This window comes from Malonomonas rubra DSM 5091 (assembly GCF_900142125.1).
GTDB lineage: Bacteria > Desulfobacterota > Desulfuromonadia > Desulfuromonadales > Geopsychrobacteraceae > Malonomonas > Malonomonas rubra.
The window spans coordinates 189,389-211,004 of the sequence record NZ_FQZT01000004.1 but is presented as its reverse complement, the minus strand read 5'-3'; the positions used below and the strand labels follow the sequence as shown (position 1 = coordinate 211,004).

Genomic DNA, 21,616 nt, shown 5'->3' with positions numbered 1-21,616 from the left:
TCGGGGATCATTATGAACTATAGGTCTTTTCTAGCAGCACTAGTGATTTCCTGCCTGCTGGTTTCAGCAACGGACCTGCCGGCAACTGCAGCGGATGAAAGTATCAGGGTTGCCAGTTTTCCCTTCAAACCCCTTATTTTTTCTGATGACGCTGGTGCTGTAAAAGGGGTCAACGCCGACCTGTTGATGCAGATCGGCAAATTAAACGACTGGCAGCTGGAATTTGTCCACGGCTCGTGGAACGATGGTCTCGAGCGCGCCAAAGAGAAACGTGTCGACCTGCTGACATCGGTGATGTACACCGAAAAACGTGACAGCTTTCTCGATTACACCAAAGAGCCTTTCTTCACCGTCTGGGGGGAAGTCTACGCCCTGTTCAGTTCCCGCGTCGAAAACATCTTCGACCTGCAGAACCAGACCATTGCCATCATGAAAGAAGATCTCAGTGGCAAAAATTTCCGCAAACTGGCGGACAGTTTCAGCATCGACTGCGAATACATCGAGGCGGCCTCGCACAACGAGGTCTTTACCCTGGTGCAGCAGGGTCACGCCCGCGCCGGCGTCGCCCCGAACATCTTCGGCCTGGCTAATTCCGGCCAGTACGGTGTCACCCGCACACCGATCATCTTCAGCCCGAAACCGCTCTATTTTGCCGTGCCCGAAGGACGCAACCAGGAGCTACTGAAAACCATTGACCAGACACTGCAGCGCTGGAAGCAGGACCAGAACTCCTTTTACTACCAGACACTCAATCGTTGGCTTTCCGGAGAAACCGGCAGACAGGCAAAATGGCCGAAGTGGGCGTCTGTGGTTATCGGTTGCAGCATACTGATCGCCCTGCTGGTCCTCCTCTGGAACAAAACGCTCCACGCACAGGTGAAGCAGCAGACAAAACGGCTGTCGGAAAGTGAGCGTCGTTTCCGGACACTGTTCAATGAAGCCACCATCGGCCTTGGCATGGCCGATGCGAAAACCGGGATTATGCTCGCCATCAACGCCGAACTCGCCAAAATGGTAGAACGTACGCCGGAAGAGATGGTTGGCCAACCGCAATCGCTCATCCACCCCGAAGCGGTTGAAAAGGACGGTATCACCAACCATTTCCGCCACCACCGGGACGAAGCCTCGGGTGAAGTCGTCGAAGCCATGCTGGTGACCAAAAACGGTCGGGAATTCCCCTGTGAAATTCAGGCAACGATCATCGAACTGGAAGGGCGTGAGGTCATGTTCGGTTCCTTCCGCGACATCTCCAAACGTAAAGATGCGGAAGAAAAAAAACAGGAACTGGAGATCCAGCTGCGGCAGAAGTTCAAGATGGAAGCGCTCGGGGTCATGGCTGGCGGCATGGCGCACAACTTCAACAACAACATGACCATCATCCTCGGCAATATCGACCTGGTCATGCTGCAGAACAGCGAAAACAGCGAACTGGTCCGGCAGCTGCAAAACGCCAAGATCGCCCTGATGCGCTCGCGCGACCTGGTCAGACAGATCATGGGCTACAGCCGGCAGGAAGAGACGGAGATGAAACCAGCGCAGATAGCGCAGCTGCTGGATGAAACGCTCAACCTGCTGAAATCGACCCTGCCGAGCAGCATCGAACTGCACAAGCAGATTTCACCACAGGCTGCAGAAACCACCATTATCGCTGATGAAACCCGGCTGCAGGAGGCCTTGATCAACCTCTGTACTAACGCCAGTCACGCCATGGATGAGAAAGGCGTTCTCGGAATCGATCTGAAAATTGTCGACCTGTTGCGAGACGAAATACCAGCCCAGTTCAGCTGCTCTCCCGGCCGCTATCTGCAGCTGAGCATCAGCGATACCGGGTGTGGCATTCCGGCGGAAAATGCAGAAAAAATATTTGACCCCTTCTTCACCACCAAAGACGTGGACAAGGGAAGCGGTATGGGGTTGGCCACGGTCCGCGGCACCATCGAGCAGCACCATGGTCTGATCAAACTGGAAAGCAGAATCGGCGAGGGCAGCACCTTCAAACTCTATTTCCCTGCTGTCGCTGCCGCACAAAAAGTGGAGAACAGAAACCAGGTGGAAATCATCGAAGGCTCGGAGCGGATTCTGCTGGTCGATGACGATGAAATGTTAGCCACCGTCAGCGAGACGATGCTGCGCCAGCTCGGTTACCAGGTGACAGCCTTTTCCAACGCCGTGGAAGCGCTGAATCACTTCCGCCAGGACCCTGCTGCTTTCGACCTGCTGCTGACCGACAAGACCATGCCGGAATTAAGCGGGATCGAGCTGGCACAAGAAGTCAAACGGATCAGACCGTCATTGCCGGTGATCCTTTGTACCGGCTACTCTTCGAAAGAGAGTGAAGAAAGCAACATCGACGCCATAATCGATGCTTTCTGCAACAAACCGCTGGAGATGGCCGAGCTGTCCCAGATCGTCAGAACGACCCTGGACAGTGCTAAAGAGTCCAGGTAATCGCTGTTACTGCAATCCCTGCACCAGATCTTCGGCCAGTGCTCGCAGCAGCTGAAAGTAGAGTTCTGGCCCGACGACCAGATCGGTTCCGACCGGATCGAGCTGGCCGGTTCTGGCGTTGCTTCCTTCAGTGATCGTTGCCACCAGTTTCGGTTCGAACTGGGGTTCACTGAAGACGCAGCGTGCTTCAAGTGTTTTTATCTTCTCGCGCATTGCAAGCAGACGCTTCACACCTGGTTTCCGCTCCGGATCGATAGTAATCGAGCCGACCGCGTTCAACCCGTAGGCGGCTTCGAAATAATGATAAGCGTCGTGGAAAACCACGTAAGGAACAGTTTTCACCGGTGCCAGCATTGCTGCTAAATCCCGGTCGAGCTGTTGCAACTGCTGCTGCAGCTGATCAGCATTGTGTTGGTAAATGCCGCTGTTGCCAGGGTCGATAGCAGCCAGTGCCTGCGCCGTTTCCTCTACGATCAACTGCGCCAATTTCGGGCTCAGCCAGAGGTGGGGATTGTATTTTGTCTCTTCGTCTCCATCCTGGTGATGCTCGGCATCCTCGTGATGATGCTCGGCTTCGTCGTGATGGCGCATGTGCGACTCCCAGGTTCCACCAGTGCGCACCGGCAGCAACGAACCCTCCAGCGCCTCACTTAACTCCAGCTGTCGTGCATCTTTCGCCACCGTCTCCAGTGGCTTCTCCAGGAAGCTTTCCAGGTTATGGCCGACCCAGACCACCAAGTCGGCTTCTGCCAGCAATCGTGCCTCTGAAGGACGCAGCACGTAGCCATGCGGAGACCCACCCCCCTTCACCAGCAGCTGCGGTTCGGCAACACCCTGCATTACGCCGGCAACCAGCGAATGAATCGGCCGAATACTGGCAACAACCTTGGGGGAATCAGCAGCGAAGGAGGTCACAGCCAACGGCAGCAAAGCAACAAAAAGCAGAAAAGTTTTTTTCATCATTCGGTATCTCCAGCAGAGAGTTTGACGATTCTTTATGAAACGTTATAATGTAACATCAATGAAAATCAAGCCGGCAGGAGAAAAATTATGTCAGACCCCTCGGCGACCATGCTGCGATGCGCTCAAGGAGATCATCAGCTCTGCATCAAGGCTGCGATAAATAAAGCGGAGCAGCTCTGCGCACAGCAGAACCAGCGCTTCACCGCTATTCGTCGCCGCGTTTTGGAACTGGTCTGGCGCCAGCATAAACCGATCGGTGCTTACGAAGTGCTCGACCTGCTGCAGAAAGAGAATCGCACCGCGCCACCGACTGTCTATCGCGCGCTCGACTTTCTCCAACAGATGGGACTGGTTCACCGTATTGAATCGCTCAACGCCTATGTTGGCTGCAGCCACCCGGAGCATCCGCACGACGGCCAGTTCCTGATCTGCAAACAATGCCACAGTATGGCCGAACTGGACATACCGGAGGTTGCTGACGCGATAGAAAAGAGCGCCGCTGCCTCCGGCTTCATTGCGGCCAAGAAAACGATTGAAGTCATAGGGCTCTGCTCCGCATGCCGCAACCGAACGGACAACGCATGAACAACCTGCTGGAAATAAAAGATGTCGACCTGATTATCGGCCAGCGCCAGCTGCTGCAACAGATAAACCTGCAACTGGCGGCGGGTGAAATCCTCACTATCATCGGCCCGAACGGTGCCGGCAAAACCACCCTGATCCGTGTCGCCCTTGGCTTGCTGGAACCAACCAGCGGCAGCGTTATCCGCCAAGCAAACATGAGTATCGGTTACATGCCACAGCGACTGCATCTCGACCCGACCTTTCCACTGACGGTGAAGCGTTTCCTCAGCATGGATCGAAAGCGGCCTGCTGCAGAGCTGGAAAAAGCCTTGACCGAAGTCGGTGCCGCCCATGTTCTCGCCTCACCAATGCAGGGTCTCTCCGGCGGGGAGTTGCAGCGGGTCGTGCTGGCACGGGCGCTGATGCGCAATCCCGACCTGCTGGTACTGGACGAACCGGTGCAGGGGGTCGACGTCCACGGCCAGATCGAACTCTACCAACTGATCACCAGGATCCGCGACCAACGTGGCTGCGCTGTGATGATGGTTTCCCACGACCTGCACTTGGTGATGGCGGCAACCGACCGGGTCATCTGCCTCAACCAGCATATCTGCTGCAGCGGCACACCCGATTCGGTCACCAACGATCCTGCCTATGTCGAGCTCTTCGGCCCACAAGCAGTCAAGCAGCTGGCCATCTACACCCACGATCAAAACCACCATCACGATGCCTGCAGCGACTGCTGCCATAGAGGAGAGCGCTGTGCTCGATGATTTTCTTTTCCGTGCCCTGATTGGCGGCCTCGGCGTCGCCCTGATTGCCGGCCCTTTCGGCTCTTTTGTCGTCTGGCGGCGGTTGGCCTACTTCGGTGACACCCTGGCCCATTCGGCCCTGCTCGGTGTCGCCTTCGGTTTTCTGCTCGAAATCAACTTGACCTTCGGCACCCTGATTATCTGCCAAGTGCTGGCCCTGTTGCTGTTCGTCAGCCAGAAACAGCGCCTGCTCTCCGGCGACACACTGCTCGGAATCCTCTCCCACGGAGCATTATCCCTCGGCCTGGTGGCGCTTGCTTTCATGGAAGATGTCCGGGTCGATCTGGTCGCTTACCTGTTTGGCGATATCCTCGCCATCGGCACTGCTGATCTGGGCTGGATTTTCGGTGGCGGCGGATTGGCGCTTGTCGGCCTTATCATCCTCTGGAAGCCACTGCTGGCGATCACCGTGCATGAAGACCTGGCGCAGGTCGAAGGGATCGCGGTTGACCGCATCAACTGGACCTTCCTTGCCCTGATCGCCTTGACAGTCGCCGTTATGATGAAGGTGGTCGGCTTGCTTCTGGTCACCTCACTACTGATCATCCCGGCAGCCACTGCCCGCCGCTTTGCCGGCAACCCGGAAATGATGGCGGTCGCCGCCAGTTTGATCGGCTGTATCGCCGTCGGCGGAGGACTGATCGGCTCTTTTTACTGGGACACCCCGGCCGGACCATCGATCGTCGTTGCAGCCTGCCTGATTTTTATTGCCAGCCTGCTGCTGCCGAAGCGCGTAGGTTGAGTCAACATACTAAAAGGTACGCATCAACTAAAACTCCCATCGCAACTCTCCCACAACACTATGACTGGAGAACCCATCACGAAATTCACCACTATACTGTATGGCTGGGGTAAACCCGTTATGCCCGAGATAAGTTACGCCGACCCCGACCACAACACTGGAGTTATCAACTTCACTCCCCTCGATAGTAAATGAGGTTCCTGGCTGATCCACAAATGATGATTGAATTTTGCGGTCATCAATCTCGAAATCGTATTGCAGGGCAAGACTGGCTTCTGGAATCAGCTTGCCAGGTTGCAGCTGGATGACTGGACTGATGCGCACCCCCAGCTGAGAAACCAGCGAGTTGGTTTCTCGATCAGCCAAAACCTGGCTCAATGTTCCTGCCCCCTGCTCGGTAAAACCATCCTCACTGAGAACAGCATAGGCAAGGTTGGCAAAGGGTTGCAGGATCCAGGGGCTAAAGTTGAAATTATAGCCCCCTTCGAGGAATACCGAGTAAAAATAGCCATCATGTTCGCCCCGAGCGACCTCATTGATCGCCCCAATCCGGATATTCCGCGTACTCTCGTATTCCTGCTGGCCGTAAGCCAAAACTCCATCCAGGTAACCTTTTTCGTTGAAAAAGCTGCCGTATATAGAAAGATTCAGGCTGTCGACATCAGCATCACCCTGGTTCTGATCCATATCGACCCTGGTGCTCGAATAACCGAGACTGAAACCAAGAAGAGAGTGATTATTCAGAAGGTAATCAAGGCCTATCGCGGCGCCGTAATGATTGAATTCTGAGCCGACAAAACCGTTTTCCGCATCCTGCTCCCCCCACTGCCCGTAGCTCTCCAGCCACATTCCATATTCCGCGGTCGGCTTGTTCTCAGTTGGGAAAAGTTGGGCAATGCTGTCAACCGGACCGTTGAAAGCAAGCAATATCGGCTTGTCGCCGGACGAGAAATAGCCTTGAGCACCCTGTGTTGTCGTTTCTCCCAGCAATCTGACACTGTGGATCCGCTGCAGGAGGGTCTGACTGTACTGCTGGCTGGCCACAGAAGTCGCCTGCGTCAAGCTGTCGTACTGACCAGGACTGAAGCCGAGAAAAGCTTCTGCAAATTCGTCCGAATTCAGTGTCTGGAATTCTCCTAAAGCCTGCTGTAGCTCCCCGGTTGCATTAAGCATCCAGGTATCCATCTGCCGGCCCAGAGCTATCTCCACCGGATTTCTGGCAACACTGGTATAGCTTTCAACCTGCGCTTCTACTGCAACCAATGTCGGTTGTTGTTCCAGGTTAAAGCTAACAAGTCGCGTTGCGGTCGGCAGGTTGACCTCACTGAAGGAGCTATTGATGCCGTCCGTCCCTTCGATGATGTCATACTCCGTTCCATCGATATATGGTCCTGCCGAATCGCGCAGCACAGACAGGTCACCGGCGAGGGTGGTCGTGCCTTTTACATACAGCTTACCGTGGCTACCGTCACTGTTAACCTGAGTTTGCAGAAAGCCAGCTTCGGCAAATTGGTAATTGCTGTCGGTCTGCAAAGTGCCAGCTTCGATCTCAATCCGTTGCATCGTCGGCAGGCTCGGCACCTGATAAGTTCCAGCTCTCAGCTTCTTCGCGTTTTCAAATCCATTCAATGGCCTCTCAAAAAAACCATCACCTTCGAAAATCAGTGAATCTACGCCGTCATCAACCTCCCCGAGGGAAATATCCCCCTCAACAATGGGAGTACCGATCAGATGGAGGGTATCGTCACCGGAGCCAAAATCAACATCCCCCTTAAGAGAAATGAACAGTGACTCGCCTGTCTCTGGATGTACGACATCCACCGCATCAGACAGGGTGACGGTGTCATTACCGGCACCGGTCTTGATTGCGGTGCCATTCGAACGCTCAGTGCTTCGCACGATATCGGCGATAATGGCGCCACTGTTGATGACGGTGTCATTGCCGGATCCGGTCAAAATACCGATCGCCGAAATTGACTCTTCAAAGTCTGGTGTTGATGAGTCATCGCTGGCGTTCAGTAAATTACGACAGGTATCCGTATCGCACTCCGAACTCAGGGTGTAGGCCGATACGGTCAGTATGCCGTTATTGACGACGGTGTTGCCACTTTCAGCATCACCAAGACGGATACCGTAAGCGTCTGCGCTGGAATTGACATAGAAATACTCTTTATCTTCCTTTCGTACAATTGCCGCGTAGTCAAAGTTCAGCCGATCATCAAAGCGAAGATCGGGCCGAGCACTCACATTGATTTCACCATCGTTGACGATCAAGTTGTTGCCGTTTTCCGCCTGTATCCCGGAGGCTTCTGCGGTGAAATAAGCATCCGCGGTGCCGATTCCGTCTCCACCAGCACCGCAATGCCAACCGAAGAACCAGATGCAGTAATCACCACCTGAAACATCGGTCCGCGCCTGAGCAACCGGAATGGCGCGGACATCAAGCGTGCCGAAATTATAGATGTTGTTGTTGCCAGCACCAACCTGCATACCAAGCGCCCTTGCGGTTGCCTGGGAAATCGCAATTCCCCGGGCATCACCACTGGAATCGCCGTCAGCGCCCACGTTGACAACTGCATCTGCCTGTGCCTTTACGCTGATGTTGCCGTAATTTTTGATGCTATCATCACCATCCCCCAACTGCACCCCATGACTTGTCGCCGTGGCGGTTGCCCCCGCCTCAGCATATCCGTCGCCATCCGGGAAGCCATTGCCATTGGCAAAAGCATATGACGGGAAGCCTGATTCCTCGATCAAAACCTCTTCTTCCACTATGCGGTCGGTCGGTTCCCATGAATAGACGAGGACGGGATCCGTATCACTATCATCGTCGTCATCTACAAGTTCACTGACGACAATCATATACGAACCGGTACCAACCTCATTCGGATCATCAGGGGCATCAGTCCCGTTCCAGAAAACAACAGTGTCAACTTCGTAACCTTCGGAACCGGCCTCCGGAAGCACGTCCTCGGAGATTGTCTCGACCATCGGCTCATCGCTGTTTTCATCCGTCGTTCCGATGACCCTGTAAACGGTCACCGTGGTACTGATCGTCTTGGCAGTGGTCGCAAAGGCATCAACAAAGATATCGCCATTTACGGCAACCTGGTCTCCTGCATCGCCACCTGTAATTCCAGCAGCTTCGGCAATTGATGTCGCCTCGACCCAGGCCTTGCCATCACCATCAAACGAGAATTCTGCGCCGCTTGAAGAGGAAAGACCATAACCAATACTCGTAGCATCAACATCCAGAAGGCCATCGACAAACATTGAGTTGCTACCATTGCCGCCATCAATACCGACTGCGAGCGCCGCGGCACTGGTAATTGAGCCAGCAACCGTATCACTCGTAAAGGAAATGCTGTTGTTGCCGCGGTTGAAGGCTTCGGCGGTACTTCTGGAATTCACGCTAAGTGACCCATAGCTCTCCAGAACATCATCGCCCTCGCCACCGTCCAAACCGACAGCCGTCGAACCAGCGACCGAACTGCCCGTGGCATCCGCCCCACCCGAAGCGGTAATGGTTGATTTGGCACCGCCGGTAGAGGTCAGGACCGAGTCGGCAAGCACAGATATCGTGCCTTCATTTCTCAATCGATCGTCACCCGACTCGCCTTTGAGGCCCGTGACGACAGCATTCCCGGACAACATCGTATCGGTTGCCGAACCGCCGGCAAACGAGTAGGACAAGGCTGTGACATCCACGTCCGTTTCGGCTGTAACAGTCAGCTTGCCATCTTCACCGTTTTCCACGTAATCATCTCCCGCACCACCGGAAAAGCCGGTCGCAAAGGTCCTTCCTCCAGAGGTAACACTCGCAACGCTGCCGCCGAACGAGGCGGAAGAGCCGTTTGATGACTCCATAATGGATGAGGCGATTACATCCACGGCCCCATTGCTGGCAATAAAATCATCTCCATCGCCTCCTTGAAGCGCTTCTAAAGATGTCATCGCGGCAAGAGTTCCTCCTGAGCTCGAACTGCCGGCGAAAGAGTAAGAACCACCTTCCATTCTCAGCTCGGAGGTTGCCTCCAACTTCAAATCTGCAGAGTTGTTGATCAGATCATTTCCTGCGCCACCATCAATGCCACGCGTGAAAGTTGTCGATCCTGCAATCCCCTCAGCACTGCTCGAACCGAATATTTGCACGGAGCCCGATTTGGTGACCGACAGTGAATTGGCGTTGACGGTAATGTCACCTAGATTGTTAATCGTATCTGCCTCATCCCCGCCATCGATACCGGTTGCTTCTACCGAGGCAGCAGCTGACGCCTCGGCACTTGAAGCTCCGCCCAATCCCCCGCTTTTAGCTGAACCACGTAAGACCGCCATATATCGTTCATCGCCAATCGCATCGGCCTCCGGTCCAACCCAGAGACTTCCACTGTTTTCAATATAATCGCTGCCGGTGCCACCAGCGATTCCAATCGCTGTAGACTCAACCTCGGTTCCCGCTTTCGCTGTCGTAGCGCCGAGAAAACTGACTGACGCACTGTCCGAAGTGCTCAGGGCTTGCGTCCGCACTCCGAGCAGACCTGCGTTCAGGATCATGTCATCACCCTCATCCCCCTGCATGCCGATCACATCAGCGAGCACCAGGCTGGCGGCTTCCGCGGCAGCGACCCCACCGACCGTAATCGAGACGCTCAGAGAAGAAGCATCTCCTTTGGCCAAAAGTTCAATCTCTCCCTCCTCCTGGTTTATAATGGTGTCGTCACCATCCCCCCCGGCCATCCCGCTGACCGAAACATCTGCAGTGGTATTGGCTTTTCCGACGTTATAGCCAAGCTGAGAGACGGCTATCGAGGTCGCGTCGGCATCGGTCTCCGCAGCAATTGTCACCTTACCGGAATTGAGCAATGTATCTGTACCGTCTCCACCGCTGATACCGGTTGCCACGGATCCTGCTTCAGAGTTCGCTTCCCCAAGGTTATATCCGAGCTGAGCTGCTGAAATCGAAGCGGCCTGAGCCGTAGCAAAAGTATTGATGGCCACCTCCCCGGAGTTGTCCAGCCGGTCATTCCCGCCGTCTCCGCCCAGGCCGAGGCTATCGGCCTGCGCTTCGGCGCTTGCCTTGCCGATGCTGGCACCGACCAGAGTCACCGAGACCGATTGCCCGATCGCTGAGGCCGTTGATGTCAGATCAACCGAGCCACGATTGTAAACATCATCATCCCCGTCTCCTGCGGTGAACGCCTGGCTTATCGCTTGACTGCCCGCATTGGCATTGGCGATGCTGGCCCCAAGGCCGGCAAACTGGATACTGCGGGCGATCGACTGCGCATCACTGGTTTGCACCAGGGAGCCGTTGTTTTGGAGCAGGTCATTCTCGCTGCCGCCATCGAAGCCGATGCTGGTCGCTGAGCTGCTGCTGTTAGCGTTGGCGCTGGCGATGCCGCCACCGTAAGCGATAGACACTGCCGTCTCTCTGGCGCGCGAAGTGGAATTGACAACCATCGCTCCGCCAGTTTCATTACCAAGGAAATCGCCACCGCTGCCACCTGACAGGCCAATCGCCCGCGCATCAGCGACCGTGGTGTTAATCCCGGGAGCACCCGAAACCGCCGCGCCGAATCCGGAGAAGCTGATACTCACCCCTTCGGCCTCGGCCAGCGCATTCGAGTTGACCGTTCCCATGGTCAAAATTTCATCCTCTCCGTCTGCGCCGCTGATTCCAGTCGCGGTTGCGGTAGAAGTTGACGCCGCCACGGCCCCCGCCAGCCCACCGGAGCCACTGACCGCAACAGCTGCTGACACAGTGTTGGATGCCGCGTCAGCAGATATCCCGACCAGGTTGCTGAGTTGATCGTTACCACTGCCACCATCAATCCCATAAGCGTCTGCTGTTGCTTTGGTCCCGCCATCCCAGAAAGCATCACTGGCCCCGGCACCTCCGACACCGCTCAAGGCAACGCTCACGGAATAGGCCTCGGCATTGGCCTGACCGGACAACTCACTGGCATTGATAACAGTATCGTCGCCACTGCCAGCATCAATCCCCCGACCGGCAGCACTTGCGGTACCGGTACTGACCGCGGCACTGACCCCTCCGGCGGTGACTGAAAGGCTGTTGGTCGAAACCAGCGCTTCGGCTACAGCATCAACATGGTTCACTTCTGCCGCGAGCGGAAGGCCCTGTTCATCAAAATGTCCGCTGCGAATGATATCCTCACCTTCACCGCCGCTGATCCCGCTGGCATTCGCGGTAGCAGTGGTCCCGCCATCCCACACCGAATCCCCGGCTGCTGCGACCCCGATTCCAGCAAGTGCCAGGTTCGCGCTGATCGCGTTGGCGTTAGCCATAACATCCAGATTGCCGCTGTTGTCGATCAGGTCATTTTCGTCTCCGCCATCAATTGCATCTGCGGTGGCTGAGGCCGTCGATGTCGAGACTGAAGCGCTGACACCGCCGACAGTAAAAGAGATGGCTGTTGAGGTGGATATGGCAACCGCATCGCTGTTGATATTGCTGCTGCTGATGATCTGGTCAAGACCGCTGTCGCCGGAAATACCTGACGACGCTGATGTGCTTTTGGCGCCGCCATCCCAGACGCTGTTGCCGGCAGCAGAAACACCAAATTTTGAATCCGCGTTGGTCAGCGTGTTCCCGTTGGCCAAGGACTTCACTGTTATACTGCCCGCGCTATTGATGCTGTCATCTCCGGTTCCGGCATTGATCCCCAAGGCTTTAGCATTGGCATCTGCAGACGCGATGGCAGCGGCGACACCGGCAACAGCAATTGCGACACTGCTGCCGGTGGCGCTTGAGGTCGAATCTGCATTAATTGAACCGGTATTCGTCACCGCATCATCCCCGCCACCCAGGATTATTCCCTGGGCACTGGCAGTTGAATTGGTTCCTCCTGACCAAGAAGAGTCCCCAGCCACAGCGACCCCTGCAGCGGTAAAGGATACGGCTGCTGAAGCCGTAACCGCTGAAGAAACAGCGTCAATATCGGCAGTGTTTACGACAGAGTCGTTAAAATCGCCCGTACCGACATCCAGCGCCGCCGCATCCGCGGCAACCGATGAAGACGCGATCGCCCCGGCAACCCCACTCACTGCAACACTCAGATTCGCCGATGCCGATTCGGCGATTGCCCGGCTGATGATATCTCCGGTATTTTCAATTTCGTCACCGCCCTCGCCAACTTCAATCCCCCGCGCCCGGGATTCAGCCTCCGTTCCACCATCCCAGACATCCCCGGCAGCAACGGCAACTCCTGCCGTAGTTACGCTGACCGAAGTCGTTGCGGCTAACGAATGTGCCGTTACATCAAGAGCGCCACTGTTACTGACCAAATCAGCTGACGTGTCGTCCCCGGTATCAATCGCGCTGGCGTCCGAACTGCTGGTCGCTGTCGCCACACCCGCCGCGACCCCGGAGACTGCCACAGCAACTGCCGCTTCCGCTGCGTCTGAGTTCGACCGGACAGTCATCGCTCCAGAATTGTCGATAAAGTCTGAGCCTTCACCAGCTTCGATGCCCCTCGCCTGAGCATTTGCCTTGGTACCACCGGACCAGGCGGCACCCCCGGCGACCGCGACTCCGGCGGTCGTTACTGAAACCGTGGCGGTGGCCGCCAACGCGTCTGCTTCGGCAGTCAAATCTCCACTGTTGATGACCGTGTCGTCGGCATCATCCTCCTCGCCGGCATCAATCGCCGTTGCTGAAGCTTCCCCGGTTGAGGTGGCGATGGCGCCAGCGACGCCAGTCACCGCAACGCTAACCGCCGCCTCGGCCGCCTTGGAAGTTGCTTTGGTGGTGACTGCACCGGTATTTTTGACTGTATCCTGTCCCGCCCCGGCAGCAATCCCTTTTGCTACTGATTCGGCACCGGTCCCGCCATCCCAGACTGCCCCGGCAGCGATCGATAATCCCTCATTAACCACCGAAACCGAGGCAACTGCAGCAGTAGCGTCCGACTTGGCGCACAGGGCGCCATTATTGTTCAGGGTGTCATCATCCTCTCCTTCGCTGGCGTCAATCGCTACAGCATCGGCCTTGCTGGTCGCTGTCGCGCTGGCTCCAGCCACCCCGGTCATGGTCGCCGCGAGGCTGGCTGATGCAGCTAGGGCATGGGCCAGAGCATCGATCTGACCGTCGTTGGTCAAGGTTTCGCCACCGACGCCAACGTCGATTCCGCGCGCTTCGGAGTTCGCGCTGGTCCCACCATCCCAAACGGAATCGGCAGAGAGCGCCAAACCTTGGTTGGTTACACTGACCGAAGCCGCCGCGGCGCGGGCACTCGATTCCGCCTTCAATTTGCCGGAATTATAAACTTCATCAACACTGTCATCACTGCCGGCATCAATAGCGGCTGCACGCGCTTCTGCAGTTGCGGTCGAGGTTGCAACGCCAACCCCTTTGGCGGCAACCGCAACACCGACAGAACCAGCATTGGCGTTTGCATCAGCATTGATTTCCCCACGATTATCAATTTTGTCAGAACCGCCAGCGACTACCGTTTCCTTGCGGAAACTCATATCGTCGGTACCGATCGACAGATAGGTCATCCGCGTCAGGTCACCACCATCTCCGGCAATCCCGACGGCCGACGCATCAGCCTTGGTCCCACCGTCCCAGACCGCATCTGCGGCCGCAGCCACGCCTTTGTTAACCACAGCCACGTTGGCTGAAACGGCATTCGCGTCGGCAGTGGCATTAAGCAGACCCGTATTCAGCAGCTCGTCATCCCCGTCCCCACCGCGGATTGCCGTGGTTTGCGCTTCCGCCGATGAAGTTGAAACCGCCGCGGCGAGGCCGGTTTTGTTCTCCTCGCCCAGGTTGACAGCAACATTCAACGAGGGCGCCAGGGCGAACGAACTCGCGTCGATTTGCCCGGAGTTATTCACCCGATCGTTGCCGGAGGCTGCTTGAAACTGGTCGGAATAACGGACATAGGCAATGTCCGCACTGGCCTCTGCATCGACCTGTTTGGTGGTGATACTCCCACTGTCGGCAGCGATTCCATTCGCTGTGGCCGTGGCCTTGGTCCCGCCGTCCCAAACGGCATTGGTCGCAACAGCCAACCCTTTGCCGACAACGGCGACATTCGCTAGGACGGCCGTCGCTGAAGCTTCGCTGGTCAAATTTCCATGATTGTCGATAACATCGTCGAGGTTGCCCGACTCGATGGCATTAGCGCTGGCTTCAGCTTGGGTACGCCCGATCGACAGTGCGAGTCCCTCGCCGCTGACACCTGCGGTTACCTCCGGGGCGAGCGCAGAGCTGTTCGCAATGATATCGCCGCTATTATAGATTTCATCCGTCCCGTCACCGCTGAGGCTGTCGGTGATCCCTTCATAGCTGGCCGTCACACCGATATTTTTGAAGTCGATAAAGCCTTTGACTTTCGTCGTTTTCTGATAATCCCCGCCGGAGCTGCTGATGCCGATGGCAGCGGCTTGAGCCTTGTTGCCGCCATCCATAAGCCCGGCATTGGTGACCGCATTGCCATCGCTGGTCACAGCCACATTCAAAGTGGCCGAGGTAGCATCAGCCGTGGAAAGCAGCTCTGCGCTATTATGAACCGTATCGCTACCGCTACCGGCATCCAATGCTGTCGCATTGGCGGTTGCAGTTGAGTTGATATCAGCGCGCGCCGCTCCATCGATCGAAACTGCCACCGCAAGTGCACCGCTGCTGGCTGTCGCGGCGCTGGTCACCGCCCCCGTATTGGTCAGCTCGTCATCACCGCTGACTGCAGTTGACTGATCCGTATAATCGACCAACAAACCATCGCCATCAATGGTAACAGCAAGAGTCCGCAGTTTATCTTCCAGCCCGCCGTCAGCATTGATCCCGGTCGCCTTGGCTTCGGCGACGGTCTTGGCCTCAACCTTGGTTTTTGCGCTGCTGCTGTCATTGGTTTTCTTGCCGACACCAACCGCCAGAGCGGCAGCGGTCGAAGCGGCCGAAGCTTCAATATCTGCAGCACTGAGCAGCTGATCGTTACCACCTCCGGCTTCTATTGCTGTTGCCTGACTTTTTGCGGTCGCCGTCACTTCGGCCTTTGCCACTCCGTCGATCGCCATAGATACGCCGAGTCCGCCAGCGGCCGAGGTCGCAGCGGCATCGATAGCAGCAAAGTTCTGAATCTCGTCGTCTCCCCTGGCCGCGATCTGTTCGCTCTGGTAGCTGGTCACAAGGCCATCTCCGCTTATCGACAAGGCGATATCCAGCCGCTGGTCGGCACCACTGTCACCACGGATACCGACAGCCGTAGAGTCGGCCGTTGCCCCAGCTTCAAGCTCCACCTTGGTTTTCGATTTTTCTTCCGATTTCTGCCCGAAACCCAAGGCGATAGCGCCACTGACAGCATCTGCCGTTGCATTCAATTGTCCCGCTGAAGAAACCAGATCGGCACCACCACCCGCATCCACGGCAACCGCCTGAGAACTTGACTTCGCTGTCACTTCAGCTTTAGCCGCGCCATCCAGAGAAACTGCGCCACCTCCAGCACCAGAGACACTTAAAGCATTCGCCGAGACCGACCCGGTATTGGTGATAGTATCCGCGCCCTCAGCGGCAAGCTCTTCCGAAGAATAGAGAAATGCGATTCCATCAGGGCCGATACTCAGGCTGGACACGAGGGTTTCAGCTTCACGCCCGCCATCACCACCAATTCCGGTCGCATTTGCTTCCGCCGTTGCTTTGCTGTCTACCTTCGATTTCACAGCCGGGCCGTCTGGCTGAGTAAAACTGACCGAAACCGAGCCAGCTTCAGCATCCGCCAATGTGCTGACAACTCCGGAGTTACTGATCTGATCGTCAGCGCCGCCCGTCACAATCCCTTTGGCTCCGGCTTTGGCGGTCGCGTTGCTCTCGGCAGACGCGGTGCCCTCGGTGTTGACCTTGACATCAGCGGCACCGGCAAGCGTTTGTGCGCTTGCAGAGGCATCTAAAATACCACTGTTGACAACCTGGTCATCGCCGGCAGTTGAAGAAAAATCCCGCTCAACATCGATCAGCAGCCCGTTGCTGCTGATGTTAACACTCAACTGATCAGCCTGCCGGCCAGCGTCCCCTTCGCTATCGATTCCGGAAGAATAAGCTGTTGCTTCGGCATTGGCCGCGCTATTGGCCCCGGCAAATTTTTCTTTGATTTTTTCCCAGGCGCTTGGTTTCTGGCCCGTGTTGTCAGTTGGCTGGGCGATACTCACCGAAGCCGACAAGGCCGTAGCGGTGGCAGTGGCGGCGCTGGAAAGAACACCCTGATTCTCGATCTGGTCAGAACCGCCACCGGTCAGAACCCCACCAGCGTGGGCGCTCGCCTTGGAGTTGGCCTCGGCGTCAACAGAACCATCAGCATTGATGCTGATACCGGCACTGGTCGCACCACTACTGGCAACAGAATCGGATGTAATTGCACCAGTGTTGCTGACACTGTCGACACCGGCCAGGGATTCTTTTTCCAGGCTCAGCTGGTAGGTCAGTTCACTCCCGGTGATCTCCAGTGTGTTGAGGGTGCTGCGCAGGTGGTCTTTGCCCTCTGCATCGATGCCAGTTGTGGTCGCCTGGGCGGTAACGCTACTGTCCACCTTGACATTGGTCTTGTCCTGCTTGGTAATGCCATCATCGCTGACCGTTTCACCCTCTGGTGGCTTCGTCACTGACAGGCCTAAACTGACAGAGTCCGCAACCGAAACAGCATCGACGAGCAACAGTCCACTGTTGATAACAACGTCATCTCCGGCACCGGTTGCGACCCCCTGCGATTCTGCCTCAGCGTGTGCTTTGGAGGTCGAATTGAGCGAACCGACAGCATCAATCTGAATGCTCGCGCTGGTCGAGTCGGCAGTGCTTTGACTCCCCGCTGAAATTGCCAGGGTATTGTTCACCCAGTCGTCGCCCGCAGCCAATTGACGTTTATCCAAGAGACTGAAGAAAAGCCCCCCATCGCTGATTTGCAAGGAACTGGCAAACGTGCTGTTTTCACCGGGGCCGTCGCTGTCGATTCCAAAGGCGCGTGATTTGGCGTTGACGTCGGTTTCTGTCTTGCTGGCAAGTTTACGGTCGTTTGCAGCAGGGGGATCTTCGCCCTCCGGGGTATCCGCAACCGGTTGGCCAATCGCCAAGCCGACACTGACGGCTGTTGCGCTGGCTGTTGCCTGACTGTTCAAAGCACCAAGGTTTGTTATGCTGTCGCCGCCGAAACCGGTCGAAACGGCCGCACTGTACGCATCAGCCGCAGCCTTGGCCTTGGCATCCACTGATCCACCACCACTGATATTCACCCCGATAGAATCGGTCAAAGACTTAGCTAAGGAAAAAGACTGGATGGCAAAATGATTGGTGACGCTATCGTCACCAGCCATCTGTTCAATAATTTTTTGAATTTCAAGCTGCAATATTCCGTCGTCTAAGCTCAGAGAGCCAGTGAGGGTTTCAGTCCGCGAACCGCCGTCACCACTGATGCCGACAGCCGACGCCTTTGCTGAAGAACTGGCTTCGGTGCTGCTTTTGTTCTGTCGATCTTTGGACGGAGTGGTCGTCGTATCCTCATCGGAAGCCCCAACTTCGACCGAGATCGCCAACGCACCGGACGTCGCACTGGCGGTCGACAGCAACTCGCCGGCATTGATAACCAGATCGTTGCCACCACCTGCATTGACCCCGACGACCGAAGCCTCGGCAGTCGACTTTGCTTCGGTCTGAACACTGCCATTCACCTTATTGCTGATAGCCCCTGCCCCGGCACCACTGACAGCGACTGCATCCCCGGTTAATAAAGCATTGTTGGTAATCTGATCATCGCCACTGACAGTGGTAAGCGATTTTAGAAAAGTAACACCCAGACCGTTTAAGCCGAATGGAGAGCTGTTTTCTTCACTGCTGGCATCTTCATCAGCATCAGCCTGTATACCGCTCACACTGGCTGTTGCTGATGAATTAGCCAGCAAAGAGAGATTCACCTTCTTATCTTCAGCGGCTGAATTCTCTGGTGCCACCAATCCAACAGCAAGAGCACCACTAGTTGAAGTTGCCGACGTTGTAAAACTGCCATCATTTCTAATCCGGTCTTCGCCATTACCGGCCTGCAACCCGGTCGCTGAAGCATTGCTTTTAGATTCTATTTTGACCGAGGAGGACTCTCGAATTGTCGCTGTGAGTTGGTTTGCTGTTCCACCACTGGTGGCAGCACTTTGCAGGGCCAAGAGTCCCGAATTGGTGATGCTATCAATCCCCCCACCAGTTTTTACTGCTGTCACCTCTGTAGATGCCGAGGTTGACGCATCAACTTCCTTTTTTGTGGTGCCGTCAGAATCGTTCTCCGATGGAGGCTGATCAAATTCCAAGGTGTCACCATACAGGCTAAGAGACGCCCCCAAAATATCGATAAGTGTATTGGTGGTGACCGTATCGTTCCCATCTCCCGCAACTATTCCAATACTTGTTGCGTTCGCTTCAGTGGCCTTTTCCGGAGTGTTCAAAAGCATTGCTGTGGCAGCCACCGTTGAAATCATTGGAATGCCGACTTCGATCCTGTCGTCACCAGCCAAGCTATCGATCCCGGTTGCTGATGCCTCGACCTTTTCGCTGAACTCGGTTTCAATTTCAGCAGAAAAGAGAAGGCTATCCAGAATTGTTGGCGAGATATAGTCCGAACCATCAGTTCCGGTGAGAGTGACGACCGTTTCCTGATCGTCAGCTGCCGAAAGGCAGGGAAACAACGACCAAAAACTTACTAACAGCAGGACAAATAAAGACAGAGGAGTGAGACGTTCAACAGAAGGATTCCAGAAAACTGACATAATGCCCCCTTGAAGAACAACAAACAAAAGTTAATAGAAAAAAAGGCCGGGTACTGCCGAAGATTTCATCCTTCGGCAGCCCGGCCTTCTTAAATAAAAGCCCCGTAGCTTTCCGTGCCCCCCTCTCAGAGGGTTTGGCTTTTCGGGATTCAAGATATTTTTCGTTTCGTTATTAGATAAATACCACTTATTAATGAGGATACAAGGAGCGGGGAAAAATTATTGATTAGTTGCTATCATCATAAAAACCTGAGGCCCGAAAATCTCAAACAGAAGGATAAATAATTTTTTCTGCGAAGCTACGAAGATAAAAATAACAGGGTGACACCAAGCTATTGGACGATGTTCTTTGCGGAGAGAAGGCTGCTCCATTTCCTCGACCGAACGATAACGCCTGACGGAAAATGCTCCCTGTGGGTCAACCCGCAAACCACTCTCCAGGCTGAACTTTTCAGCATGACATTAAAAACGCCCTTCTCCATCCAGGCCGCTAGCAGCGAACCCTTTTCAGCGGGAACTCCTTTCAATTTCTTCAGCGTCCGCTAGAATTCCTAGAGAGATTAACCCTTTAGCCGGGAGTATCCTGATGGGAAACAACAAGCATAAGTACCGACGCGGTAACCCGAAATCGGACAAGAAGCGTCGTGCAGCCGATCGTGAAGCGCCGAAGAGGACCATCAGCACAAAAGATTATGAAAAGGCACTGGCCAAGTTGCAGATTGAACTGGTCAAACTGCAGGAGTGGATAAGACATGAAAAGCTGAAAGTGGTGGTGATCTTCGAAGGGAGGGATGCCGCCGGCAAAGGCGGTTCGATCAAACGGATTACCGAATGTTTGAATCCACGCGTTGTCAAGGTGGCGGCGCTGCCAGCGCCGACCGAGCGGGAATCGACCCAGTGGTATTTTCAGCGTTACGTTCAACACCTGCCGGCGGCCGGCGAAATGGTGCTGTTCGACCGCAGCTGGTACAACCGCGCCGGGGTCGAGAAGGTGATGGGCTTCTGCACGGAGGAAGAGCATGCCGAGTTCCTGCGCTCCTGCCCGGAGTTCGAGCGGATGCTGGTGCGCAGCGGCATCATCCTGATCAAGTACTGGTTCTCGGTCAGCAACGAAGAGCAGGAGCGTCGTTTCCAGAAGCGGATCCATCACCCGACCAAACGCTGGAAGCTGTCGCCTATGGATCTGGAATCACGCTCGCGCTGGGTTGAATACTCGATCGCCAAAGACGAGATGTTCGCCCACACCGACATCAAGCAGGCGCCCTGGTACGTGGTCGACGGTGACGTGAAGAAGCGCGCCCGGCTCAACGTCATCAGTCACCTGCTGAGCATGATTCCCTACGAAGACCTGACCCCGGAGCCGATCGAGCTGCCACCGCGCCAGGAAGAGATCGGCTACGTTCGGCCGCCACTGTCGGAGCAGACCTTCGTACCGGAAGTCTACTGATTTACTATAGAATTGACTTGACTCTGCTGATCAACTCCTTAAAGATAACCGCACACGTTATCTTTAAGGAGTTGTGTTATGCGCCTGCTGGTCCTGCTCTGTCTGCTGCTTTTGCCCCTTTCCGCTTTTGCCGAAGCACCCCGCATCCTTTTCGATGAAGGTCACAGGCAAGCTTTTCTGATCGAAAAAGAAGGTCCACTGCAGCTGAGCAAGCTGGCCGGGCTTTTCCAGCAACACGGCTGGCAGGTCGGTGTCAGCAATGGCGTACTCACTGAGCAAACCCTGGCGGCAACCGATGCGCTGGTCATCTCGGGAGCCTTCGCCCCGCTCTCACCACAAGAGCTCGACAACCTCACGACTTTCCTGCAGAACGGTGGCAAGCTGGCGGTGATGATTCACATCGGCCAGCCGATTCTACCACTGCTGCACAAGCTCGGCGTCGATGTCGCCACCCGGGTCATCAACGACCCGCAACAACAGCCGAACGGTAAAACCATTGATTTCTCCGTAAGTAACTTTCAGCCTCACCTCTTGACTGAAGGGCTGGAGCAGTTCAACATCTACGGAGGCTGGCCGCTGCAGGTGTTCGAGCAAAGCGGCAAAGCGATCGCTCGTAGCAGTGCCAAATCCTGGGTCGATATCGACAACAACAAGCAACTGTCGCCGCCTGATGTCGTCAGTTCCTTCGATGTCATCATCTCCGGCGACTATGGCCAGGGCGGTTTTGTCATTTTTGCCGACGATGCGATCTTCCAAAATCAATTCCTGCAAGACGGCAACCGCAAGCTGGCAGAAAACCTGATAAGCTGGTTTGGCCAGGTGAAAATATAGCAGTTGTTACGCTACCAATATCATTAAAATCCTGCTATAGTGCCTCTC

8 protein-coding genes and 1 riboswitch are annotated in these 21,616 nt (G+C 55.6%); of the genes, 6 read left to right on the top strand and 2 right to left on the bottom strand.

The features are described from left to right. Window positions 1-12 precede the first annotated feature (12 nt). Window positions 13-2,448, top strand: a complete 2,436-nt coding sequence (locus BUB13_RS07695; protein ID WP_084091856.1) for a response regulator — start codon at window positions 13-15, stop codon at window positions 2,446-2,448. 6 nt (window positions 2,449-2,454) lie between these two features. Here the strand turns inward: BUB13_RS07695 and znuA are convergent, their stop codons facing one another. Next, window positions 2,455-3,411, bottom strand: a complete 957-nt coding sequence (znuA, locus tag BUB13_RS07690) for a zinc ABC transporter substrate-binding protein ZnuA (protein ID WP_072907524.1) — start codon at window positions 3,409-3,411, stop codon at window positions 2,455-2,457. An 87-nt stretch (window positions 3,412-3,498) separates the two neighbouring features. On the opposite strand from znuA, the gene BUB13_RS07685 reads away from it, so the two are divergent. From BUB13_RS07685 to BUB13_RS07675, 3 genes are read left to right on the top strand one after another with little or no spacing between them, the layout of a single operon-like run. After that, a complete protein-coding gene (locus tag BUB13_RS07685) occupies window positions 3,499-3,996 on the top strand; it encodes a Fur family transcriptional regulator (RefSeq protein ID WP_072907521.1) in 498 nt (165 codons plus the stop codon). Continuing rightward, window positions 3,993-4,748 (top strand): zinc ABC transporter ATP-binding protein ZnuC, encoded by a 756-nt coding sequence (gene znuC / locus BUB13_RS07680; protein ID WP_072907519.1) that lies wholly within the window; start codon window positions 3,993-3,995, stop codon window positions 4,746-4,748. The genes BUB13_RS07685 and znuC overlap by 4 nt, the downstream gene beginning before the upstream one ends. Further along, window positions 4,702-5,529, top strand: coding sequence for a metal ABC transporter permease (locus BUB13_RS07675; RefSeq protein WP_072907517.1), 828 nt, complete (start codon window positions 4,702-4,704; stop codon window positions 5,527-5,529). Before znuC ends, BUB13_RS07675 begins: the two co-directional genes overlap by 47 nt. Before the next feature lie 27 nt (window positions 5,530-5,556). Here BUB13_RS07675 and BUB13_RS07670 read toward each other — a convergent pair whose 3' ends face one another. Then, the gene (locus BUB13_RS07670; RefSeq protein ID WP_072907515.1) at window positions 5,557-19,290 is read right to left on the bottom strand and encodes an autotransporter outer membrane beta-barrel domain-containing protein; all 13,734 of its coding nucleotides are present in this window, start codon (window positions 19,288-19,290) and stop codon (window positions 5,557-5,559) included. Window positions 19,291-19,361: 71 nt separating this feature from the next. Next, window positions 19,362-19,439: riboswitch (cyclic di-GMP riboswitch) on the bottom strand. 437 nt (window positions 19,440-19,876) lie between these two features. On the opposite strand from BUB13_RS07670, the gene ppk2 reads away from it, so the two are divergent. Continuing rightward, on the top strand, window positions 19,877-20,737 hold the full coding sequence (gene ppk2 / locus BUB13_RS07660; RefSeq protein WP_072907511.1) for a polyphosphate kinase 2: 861 nt from the start codon (window positions 19,877-19,879) through the stop codon (window positions 20,735-20,737). Between the two features lie 78 nt (window positions 20,738-20,815). Next, entirely contained in the window at window positions 20,816-21,568 is a 753-nt protein-coding gene (locus BUB13_RS07655) for a DUF4350 domain-containing protein (protein ID WP_072907509.1), read from the top strand. Window positions 21,569-21,616 lie beyond the last annotated feature (48 nt).